General features: G+C 58.4%; 9 protein-coding genes (1 of these 9 running past the window's edge). 3 read left to right on the forward strand and 6 right to left on the reverse strand.

Annotation, left to right across the window (positions count from 1 at the left end):
• Positions 1–126 precede the first annotated feature (126 nt).
• Positions 127–1080 (reverse strand): adenosine deaminase, encoded by a 954-nt coding sequence (locus AC1MDT_RS25155; RefSeq protein ID WP_480419446.1) that lies wholly within the window; start codon positions 1078–1080, stop codon positions 127–129.
• Positions 1081–1266: 186 nt separating this feature from the next.
• Here AC1MDT_RS25155 and AC1MDT_RS25160 point away from each other — a divergent pair, with 186 nt between their 5' ends.
• A complete protein-coding gene (locus AC1MDT_RS25160; protein ID WP_480419447.1) occupies positions 1267–2355 on the forward strand; it encodes a calcium:cation antiporter in 1089 nt (362 codons plus the stop codon).
• 115 nt (positions 2356–2470) lie between these two features.
• Here AC1MDT_RS25160 and AC1MDT_RS25165 read toward each other — a convergent pair whose 3' ends face one another.
• The 5 genes from AC1MDT_RS25165 to AC1MDT_RS25185 form a co-directional block, all read right to left on the reverse strand.
• The gene (locus tag AC1MDT_RS25165; RefSeq protein WP_480419448.1) at positions 2471–3829 is read right to left on the reverse strand and encodes an 8-oxoguanine deaminase; all 1359 of its coding nucleotides are present in this window, start codon (positions 3827–3829) and stop codon (positions 2471–2473) included.
• A 186-nt stretch (positions 3830–4015) separates the two neighbouring features.
• Positions 4016–4702 (reverse strand): SDR family oxidoreductase, encoded by a 687-nt coding sequence (locus AC1MDT_RS25170; protein WP_480419449.1) that lies wholly within the window; start codon positions 4700–4702, stop codon positions 4016–4018.
• Between the two features lie 483 nt (positions 4703–5185).
• On the reverse strand, positions 5186–5767 hold the full coding sequence (locus AC1MDT_RS25175; protein ID WP_480419450.1) for an IMPACT family protein: 582 nt from the start codon (positions 5765–5767) through the stop codon (positions 5186–5188).
• A 7-nt stretch (positions 5768–5774) separates the two neighbouring features.
• Entirely contained in the window at positions 5775–6425 is a 651-nt protein-coding gene (locus tag AC1MDT_RS25180) for a TetR/AcrR family transcriptional regulator (RefSeq protein ID WP_480419451.1), read from the reverse strand.
• 193 nt (positions 6426–6618) lie between these two features.
• Positions 6619–7539: a LysR family transcriptional regulator gene (locus tag AC1MDT_RS25185; protein ID WP_480419452.1), complete on the reverse strand. Its 921-nt coding sequence runs from the start codon at positions 7537–7539 to the stop codon at positions 6619–6621.
• A 124-nt stretch (positions 7540–7663) separates the two neighbouring features.
• Here AC1MDT_RS25185 and aptA point away from each other — a divergent pair, with 124 nt between their 5' ends.
• Together aptA and AC1MDT_RS25195 are read left to right on the forward strand one after the other, a co-directional pair.
• Positions 7664–9013: an omega-aminotransferase AptA gene (gene aptA / locus AC1MDT_RS25190; protein ID WP_480419453.1), complete on the forward strand. Its 1350-nt coding sequence runs from the start codon at positions 7664–7666 to the stop codon at positions 9011–9013.
• Between the two features lie 160 nt (positions 9014–9173).
• Positions 9174–9362: the beginning of a CoA-acylating methylmalonate-semialdehyde dehydrogenase gene (locus AC1MDT_RS25195; protein ID WP_480419454.1), read on the forward strand. It continues 1305 nt past the right edge of the window; only the first 189 of its 1494 coding nucleotides appear in the window; its start codon is at positions 9174–9176; the stop codon falls past the right edge of the window.

The following is a 9362-nucleotide window of genomic DNA, read 5'->3' on the forward strand; positions in this document are numbered from 1 at the left end:
GTCGTCGGCCAACACATAACCTTGTGGGAGCGAGCCTGCTCGCGAAGGGGCCTTCACATCCAACATCATTGTTGAATGTACCCCCTTCGCGAGCAGGCTCGCTCCCACATTGGTTTGGCGGTGACCTTAGGGTTTCACCAACCGCGCATCCAGGCTGTTCTGCGCCAGGCGCTTGGCCTGATCCTGAGTCATGCCCAGATCGGTGTACAGCGCGTGGAAGTTCTCGGTCACGTAACCGCCGAAGTACGCCGGGTCATCCGAGTTCACGGTCACTTTCACGCCACGCTCAAGCATGTCGAGAATGTTGTGCTGGGACATGTGATCGAATACGCAAAGCTTGGTGTTCGACAACGGGCACACAGTCAACGGGATTTGTTCGTCGATGATCCGCTGCATCAAGCGTTCGTCTTCGATGGCGCGCACGCCATGGTCGATGCGCTGGATTTTCAGCAAGTCGAGGGCTTCCCAGATGTACTCGGGCGGGCCTTCTTCGCCGGCGTGGGCGACGGTCAGGAAACCTTCGTGACGGGCACGGTCGAACACACGCTGGAACTTGCTCGGCGGGTGCCCCATCTCGGAGCTGTCCAGACCGACAGCGACAAACGCATCGCGGAACGGCAGCGCCAGGTCGAGGGTTTTCTCGGCTTCTTCTTCGCTCAAGTGGCGCAGGAAACTCAGGATCAAACCGCTAGTGATGCCTAGCTGCTGCTCACCATCCTTCAGCGCGGCGGCGATGCCGTTGAGCACCACTTCGAACGGCACGCCACGGTCGGTGTGGGTCTGTGGGTCGAAGAACGGTTCGGTATGAATCACATTCTGCGCCTTGCAGCGCAACAGGTATGCCCAGGTCAGGTCATAGAAATCCTGGGAGGTGCGCAACACGTCGGCGCCCTGGTAATACAGGTCGAGAAACTCTTGCAGGTTGTTGAAGGCGTAAGCCTTGCGCAGGGTGTCGACATCGCTCCACGGCAGGGCGATCTTGTTGCGTTCGGCCAGGGCGAACAGCAGCTCAGGCTCCAGCGAGCCCTCCAGATGCAGGTGCAGTTCTGCCTTGGGTAGGGCGTTCAGCCAATCGTACATTGTTGAAATCTCATCAGGTGCAATGACGGCATTCTACAGATGCTTGCTGCAACAATTGGTAAAACCTGACCAGGCGGTTCATCCCTGGCGTGCGTTGGTGCGCTAAGGTGTATCGAAACGTTAGCGTCGCCGTGCAGTCAGTCGTTCACCCCGCTGATTTCGCACCACTCGGCAAAAAGGCCAGCAATGCTCACAGTTCTCAAGCAAGAAAAATTTCTGCTGATGGCCCTGATCGCCGCCGTCGGCGCTTATCCGTTGGAGCACTGGATGCTCAACAGTGGGCAGCCTGTCGCGCTAGCGTCCGGGCTGGTGTTGATCGCCTTTATTGTCGCCGCCTCCATGCGCGTCGCCCATCAAGCCGAATTGCTCGCCGAAAAAGTTGGCGATCCCTACGGGACTATGATTCTGACCCTGGCCGCAGTGATGGTGGAAGTGCTCATTCTGGCGATCATGATGAGCAACGAGGCATCAAAGACCCTGGTGCGCGACACGATCTATTCGGCAGTCATGCTCGACATCAACGGCATCCTCGGCCTCGCTGCGTTGATGGGCGGGATCAAGCATGGCGAACAGTCCTACAACGATGACTCGGCACGCAGCTACAGCGTCATGATCCTCACTGCCGTTGGGGTTTCCATGGTGGTGCCGGAGTTCATCCCGGAAGCGAACTGGAAGATTTATTCGGGCTTTACCATCGGCGCGATGGTCGTGCTCTACACTTTGTTTCTGCGCATGCAGGTTGGGCCGCACAGCTATTTTTTCAGCTACAGCTATCCGGAAAAACGTCGCAAGAAGGTTCCGGATGAGGCACCTGAACCGGTCAATCTTGGGCTGAGTATCGGGACGTTGGTGTTTGGCGTGGTGGTGATCGGCGCATTGGCCGAGGTGATGTCCAAGACCCTCGATCTGGGCCTGGAAGGTACTGGTGCCCCCCCGGTCATCACGGCGATTCTGGTGGCGGCGATATCGGCGGCGCCGGAAATCCTCACTGCGTTGCGGGCGGCACTGGCCAACCGCATGCAGTCGGTGGTCAACATCGCCATGGGCGCGTCGTTGTCGACGGTTATCCTGACGGTGCCGATGATGGAAGCGATGGCGCTCTACACCGGCCAGCCGTTTCAGATGGCAATGACCCCGGTGCAGACCGTGATGATCGTCCTCACCCTGATCGCCAGCGCGATCAACCTCAACGATGGCGAAACCAACGCCATCGAAGGCATGACCCACTTCGTGCTGTTCGCGACGTTCATCATGTTGTCGCTGCTCGGCCTCTAACCGCACCACAAAACCCCTTGTGGGAGCGAGCCTGCTCGCGATGGTCTGTCAGTTGATATCGATGTAGCTGACACACCATCGCGAGCAAGCTCGCTCCTACAGGGTGTGTGGGGGATCAGGTGCCGGCGATCAGCTGCCTGGCCGCCTGACTGTGATCGGCAATCAACCCCTTCAGATCCAGCCCTTCAACCTGGCCATCAATCACTCGCCACTTGCCGCCAATCATCACTCGATCCGCCCGATCCGCGCCGCACAGCAGCAACGCCGAAACCGGATCATGACTGCCGGAGAAACGCAGCTCATCGAGCTTGAACAGCGCCAGGTCGGCTTGTTTGCCCACGGCCAGTTCGCCAATATCCGTACGCCCCAGCAGACTCGCCGAGCCCTTGGTCGCCCAACCCAGCACCAATTGCGGCGTGATCTTCTCGGCGCCATAACGCAACCGTTGGATGTAAAGCGCCTGACGGGTTTCCAGCATCATGTTCGACGCATCGTTGGACGCTGAGCCGTCCACACCAAGCCCCAGCAACGCGCCAGCGTCGGTCAGGTCCAGCGTCGGGCAAATGCCGGACGCCAGGCGCATGTTCGAACTCGGGCAATGGCAAATGCCGGTGCCGGCCGCGCCGAGGCGGGCGATTTCATCCGGGTTGAAATGGATGCCGTGCGCCAGCCAGGTGCGTGGGCCGAGCCAGCCGACACTGTCCAGATAATCGACGGTGCGCAGGCCAAAACGTTGCAGGCAGAAGTCTTCTTCGTCGAGGGTTTCGGCGAGGTGTGTGTGCAGGCGCACGTCGAGTTTGTTTGCCAGTTCGGCGCTGGCCGACATGATTTGCGGCGTCACCGAGAACGGCGAACAGGGCGCCAGGGCGATCTGGATTTGCGCGCCATCGCCACGTTCGTGGTACTCGGCGATCAAGCGCTGGCTGTCAGCGAGGATCACTTCGCCTTCCTGCACGGTTTGTTGCGGCGGCAAGCCACCGTCCTTTTCGCCAAGGCTCATGGAGCCACGCGTCAGCATGGCGCGCATGCCCAGTTCGCGGACGCTCTCGACTTGCACGTCGATCGCGTTTTCCAGGCCTTCCGGGAACAGATAGTGGTGATCGGCGGCGGTGGTGCAACCGGACAGCAGCAACTCGGCCAACGCGACTTTGGTGGCGAGGGCGAGTTTTTCAGGGGTGAGGCGCGCCCAGACCGGGTACAGGGTTTTAAGCCACGGGAACAATGGCTGATTGACCACTGGCGCCCAGGCACGGGTCAGGGTTTGGTAGAAGTGGTGATGGGTGTTGATCAGCCCCGGCAGGATCACATGTTCACGGGCATCGAAGACTTGTCCACAGGGCGCGGACGGTTGCTGGCCGGCGGCAAGCACTTCGACGATCAAACCGTCTTGCAGCACCAGGCCGCCACGGGCATCGAGGCCATTGGAAGTGAAGATCGCGAGGGGATTTTTTAACCAGGTACGGGTCGCAGGCATGTTGGCCGGCTCCTCTGAAAGTGGGTTCAGGTTAGCCAGCTCAGTGATTGCCCTGTCTGCTGATCCAGGGTCGTCGCGGGGGACGAGGTGCCCAGTTTCGAACAAAAAAGCATTGCGGGCAAGCCCGGCCAGACCAGACGATGGATGGCCCTGTAGGAGCAAGCTCGCTCCTACAGGGGGAGGCGACTACCAGGGAATGGTTTCACCCCTGTAATTCACAAAATAATGCCCACCCTTGCCGGTATAAGCATTCACCTGATCGACCAGCCCACGCGTACTGGTTTCCACATCGATGTCCGCACCTTCGCCCCCCATGTCTGTTTTAACCCAACCCGGATGCAGCGACAGCACGGTCAGTTTCTGCTCGCCCAATTGCGTCACGAAGCTGTTGGTCATTGAGTTCAGTGCCGCTTTGCTCGCCTTGTACAACGCCAGCTCCGGCGCATCCGGCATCGTCACGCTGCCCAGCACCGAACTCATGAACGCCAATACGCCGGTCTCCGGACGGATCTGCCCGACAAAGCGCTGAGCCAGATTGATCGGCGCCACGGCATTGGTGAAAAACAGTTGCCCGACTTCGGCCTGTGTCGCGCCGCCCGGTGTTTGAACCTCCGGCCCCTTGACCCCGGCATTCACGAACAACAAGTCGAACACTTCGTCTTTGAGCCGTTGGCTCAAAGCGATGACAGCCTGCTGATCATCCATGTCGAGTTTTTCGATTCGCACCTTGCCCAAGGACTGCAAGGCTTCAGCTTTCTGCGGGTTGCGCACGGTGGCGGTGACTTGCCAACCATCGGCCAACAGGGTTTTCACCAGGCCGAGCCCCAAGCCCCGGGACGCGCCGATGATAAGTGCGGTTTTTGCCGTAGACATGAGTGGCTTCCTCGATAAAAGAGAATCACGGATTCAATGGGCAATGTTGCCCGAGTCATTGTTGCAATTTTAATTCAGAACCAGATACCACTTGGGGGAGAAGCCGCTGATCAGGCTCGCTGTTGTCGGTGCTTGGTTGGTCAAAAAATGATCAGTTGACGGCAAACCATACCGGCCACGGGGCCGCGGCGATCATGAACGGGTTATCCACAGATTGCTCCACAGTATTTGTGCGCAAGCTCCATGCTCGGGCATAAGCGCTGTCGGGCTTTCTTCTAAAGGTGATAAACCGAGCTAACTGATTGTTTTTACGTGGATTTAGTATTTTCGATAATGAGTTGGACGAAAAATGAACAAAGCCCGCAAAGCCGCATGACTGAAGGGTTACAGCCGGATGTGCTCAGGTTATCCACAGCCGGGTGCACAGCAGATGTGGGCAAGTAGCATGGTCTGGCAGAAGGGCTGTTGGCGTTGTTGGTGCGATTAGTGCTGTAACAGAATGCGCCCGCGACTCAAATCCGCCAGCTGCGATTGCAACGTGTCGATCTGCGCTTGGCCAATTGCCAATTGCAGTTCAACGCCGTTGGCGGTGAAAGTTTCTTCGAGCACCAACCCGCCCAGTTCCGCTACCCGAAGTTTTACCAGCGTCAGTTCACCAAACCCACAGGCACAACTCACCGGCACTCGACTGATCAGTTCAACCTTCGGTGCTGCTTGCAGGCACTTGTTGGCACCGCCGCCATACGCTCGGGCCAGGCCGCCGGTACCGAGCTGAATGCCGCCATACCAGCGAATCACCAGCACCACGACCTGATCACAATCCTGCGCGTCGATTGCCGCCAGAATCGGTCGACCTGCGGTGCCGCCGGGTTCGCCATCATCAGTGCTGCGGTATTGATCGCCGAGCTTCCAGGCCCAGCAATTGTGCGTGGCATTCAAGTCGCTGTGTTGCTCGATGAACGCCTGGGCTTCAGCCGGGCTGGCTATCGGTGCGGCGAAGGTAATGAAACGGCTTTTGCGAATTTCTTCGCGGTATTCGCAAAAACCGCTGAGGGTAAATGGCATAAGAGTCTTAGAAAACAGGTGTCAGGCCGCAGCCCTTGAGAATGATGCGGATCAGGTTGTTGCCGGCGTCTTCCATGTCCTGCTTGGTCAACTTGGTGCGCCCGCTGACACGGCAGATCTGTGTGGCGAAATCAGCGTAATGCTGGGTACTGCCCCACAACAGAAAGATCAGGTTTACCGGGTCCACCGGGTCCATTTTCCCGGCGTCGATCCACGCCTGGAACACCGCCGCCCGACCCTGGAACCAGGCGCGATAATCTTGATTGAAATATTCGGTCAGGCATGAGCCGCCGCTGATGACTTCCATCGCGAAGATCCGTGAGGCTTGCGGCTGACGACGGGAAAACTCCATCTTGGCGCGGATGTATCGGGTCAGCGCTTCGGCCGGATCATCCTCGGCGGTCAGGGTATTGAAGGTGCTGTCCCACAACTCGATGATGTTGCTCAACACCGCCACGTACAAACCCAGTTTGTTGGTGAAGTAATAATGCAGGTTCGCTTTCGGCAATCCGGCATTCAGGGCGATGGTGTTCATGCTTGTGCCTTTGAACCCATGGCGAGCGAACTCGTCTTCGGCGGCTTTGATGATGGTCTCTTCGTTCTTCTGACGAATGCGGCTGGCGGGCTTGCCGCCGTGAGCGGGGACTTCAAAGGTCATAGGCACTTCCGAACAGGTAGGTGGGTGCAGCGAGTGCGTTGATAGCGCACCCTTGAACATCAGACAAGTCCTGACACGATAAAACCTCCCCTGTAGGAGCGAGCTTGCTCGCGAAGTTGGGTCAGCTACATCGATATCAACTGACAGACCATCGTCGGATCGCCGCCCGGAGCAAGCCCGCTCCCACAAGTCTTCAGCGTGTAGCCGCCAGGCTCTCCAGAAAACTTTCCAGCACCAAATGGGGCCGACGGCCCTTGCGCGTGACGGATGCGAGGCTCAGGTCATAGAAGCGTGATTTGGGTTGCAGTGCGCGCAGGCGACCTTGTTGCACCCAGAGACTGGCGTAGTGATCCGGCAAGTAACCGATGTAGCGTCCGGTGAGGATCAAGAACGCCATGCCTTCACGGTCCGATGCACTGGCCGTGCAGTTGAGGGCCTGGTAATGGGCCTGAATCTCGGCGGGTAAACGGAAGGTCGGCGCAATGGCGTCCTGGCTGTTGAGGCGTTCGTCGTCCAGTTGTTTGTCGTCGACATAAAACAACGGATGACCGACTGCGCAATACAGCAGCGAGCGTTCGCTGTAGAGCGGTTGGTACTCCAGCCCTGACAATGCGCTGGCCTGTGGCACCACCCCAACATGCAGGCGGCCGTCGAGTACACCTTGCTCGACTTCGTTGGGCGCAATCATACGGATCTGGATCTGCACATCCGGCCCGCGTTCTTTCAATTGGGCCAGCGCGTGGGTAATGCGCATGTGGGGGAGGGTGACCAGGTTATCGGTCAGGCCGATCGTCAATTCGCCGCGCAAGTGTCGGTGCAGACCGTTGACCTCAGTACGGAAACTTTCCAGCGCACTTAATAGTTGCAACGCCGATTGGTAAACCTCGCGACCTTCCTCCGTCAAGGAAAAGCCTGCACGACCGCGTTGGCATAAGCGCAAGCCGAGGCGTTGTTCCAGATCGCTCATCTGCTGGCTGATGGCCGAACGACCAATGCCCAGCACCGATTCCGCCGCAGAGAAACCGCCGCATTCCACCACACTGCGAAAAATCCGCAGCAAGCGGATATCAAAGTCACTGACTTGTGCCAGCGGATCGGGGCGACGAGTGCTCATAGTTTAGTAAAGACCTGACTGAAGGTTTGAAAAATTGAATTTCACCGACTTTATCCCCGTGGCAATTTAGCTGCAAGAACGCTTTTCATCTCCACGCCGCTTATCGCCCTGCGAGGTTTTGCCCATGAACTTGCCTGAAAACGCCCCGTCTTCCCTGGCCAGCCAGCTCAAGCTTGATGCTCACTGGATGCCTTACACCGCCAACCGCAATTTCCAGCGCGACCCGCGACTGATCGTGGCAGCTGAAGGCAGCTGGCTGATAGACGACAAGGGCCGCAAGGTGTATGACTCGCTGTCCGGTTTGTGGACATGCGGCGCTGGCCATACTCGAAAAGAAATCCAGGAAGCGGTCGCCAAGCAATTGGGCACCCTCGATTACTCGCCAGGCTTCCAGTACGGCCACCCGCTGTCGTTCCAGCTGGCTGAGAAAATCACTGACCTGACGCCGGGCAATCTGAACCACGTGTTCTTCACCGACTCGGGCTCCGAGTGCGCTGATACCGCCGTGAAGATGGTCCGCGCTTACTGGCGTCTGAAAGGACAGGCGACCAAGACCAAAATGATCGGGCGAGCCCGTGGTTATCACGGTGTGAACATCGCCGGCACCAGCCTCGGTGGTGTGAACGGCAACCGCAAAATGTTCGGTCAGGCGATGATGGACGTCGATCACCTGCCGCACACACTGCTGGCGAGCAATGCCTACTCGCGTGGCATGCCGGAGTTGGGTGGTATCGCTTTGGCCGATGAGCTGCTGAAGCTGATCGAACTGCACGATGCGTCGAACATCGCCGCCGTATTCGTTGAGCCGCTCGCCGGTTCCGCTGGCGTGCTGGTTCCGCCACAGGGTTACCTCAAGCGTCTGCGCGAGATCTGCGATCAGCACAACATCCTGCTGGTATTTGACGAAGTGATCACCGGTTTCGGCCGAACCGGCAAAATGTTCGGTGCCGACACCTTTGGCGTCACCCCGGATTTGATGTGCATCGCCAAGCAAGTCACCAACGGAGCGATTCCGATGGGCGCGGTGATTGCCAGCTCCGAGATCTACCAGACCTTCATGAACCAGGCGACGCCTGAGTACGCGGTGGAATTCCCGCACGGTTATACCTACTCCGCGCACCCGGTGGCTTGCGCCGCTGGCCTGGCAGCACTCGACCTGCTGCAAAAGGAAAACCTGGTGCAGAGCGTGGCTGAAGTCGCACCGCATTTCGAAAATGCGCTGCACGGTCTGAAAGGTTCGAAAAACATCATCGACATTCGTAACTATGGCCTGGCCGGTGCGATCCAGATCGCACCGCGTGACGGCGATGCAATCGTGCGTCCGTTCGAAGCGGGCATGGCATTGTGGAAAGCCGGGTTCTACGTCCGCTTTGGCGGCGACACCCTGCAGTTCGGCCCAACGTTCAACAGCAAGCCGCAAGACCTTGATCGTCTGTTCGACGCGGTCGGCGAAGTGCTGAATAAGATCGACTGATCGACACTAAACCTGTAGGAGCGAGCTTGCTCGCGAAGATCTGTCAGCGGCATCAGCCTTGACTGACACACCATCGCGAGCAAGCTCGCTCCTACAGAACACCCTCTATATGGCAGGCGTCCCGAAGCGGGCGCCTGTGGACAACTTTTTGGAGCCCTGCATGAGCCTTATCCCGCATTTGATCAATGGCGAACTGGTGACCGAAGACGGTCGAACGGCTGACGTGTTCAACCCGTCTACCGGCCAGGTTATTCACAAGCTGCCATTGGCCAGCCGCGAAACCATTCAGAAAGCTATCGACTCGGCTAAAGCTGCGTTTCCGGCCTGGCGCAACACGCCGCCAGCCAAG

This window comes from Pseudomonas sp. ASL7 (genome assembly GCF_056680375.1).

Bases quoted from the DNA above. Each gene is read 5' to 3' on its own strand.
- AC1MDT_RS25155 (WP_480419446.1), bottom strand. From the start codon at position 1,080: ATGTACGATTGGCTGAACGCCCTACCCAAGGCAGAACTGCACCTGCAT.
- AC1MDT_RS25160 (WP_480419447.1), top strand. From the start codon at position 1,267: ATGCTCACAGTTCTCAAGCAAGAAAAATTTCTGCTGATGGCCCTGATC.
- AC1MDT_RS25165 (WP_480419448.1), bottom strand. From the start codon at position 3,829: ATGCCTGCGACCCGTACCTGGTTAAAAAATCCCCTCGCGATCTTCACT.
- AC1MDT_RS25170 (WP_480419449.1), bottom strand. From the start codon at position 4,702: ATGTCTACGGCAAAAACCGCACTTATCATCGGCGCGTCCCGGGGCTTG.
- AC1MDT_RS25175 (WP_480419450.1), bottom strand. From the start codon at position 5,767: ATGCCATTTACCCTCAGCGGTTTTTGCGAATACCGCGAAGAAATTCGC.
- AC1MDT_RS25180 (WP_480419451.1), bottom strand. From the start codon at position 6,425: ATGACCTTTGAAGTCCCCGCTCACGGCGGCAAGCCCGCCAGCCGCATT.
- AC1MDT_RS25185 (WP_480419452.1), bottom strand. From the start codon at position 7,539: ATGAGCACTCGTCGCCCCGATCCGCTGGCACAAGTCAGTGACTTTGAT.
- aptA (WP_480419453.1), top strand. From the start codon at position 7,664: ATGAACTTGCCTGAAAACGCCCCGTCTTCCCTGGCCAGCCAGCTCAAG.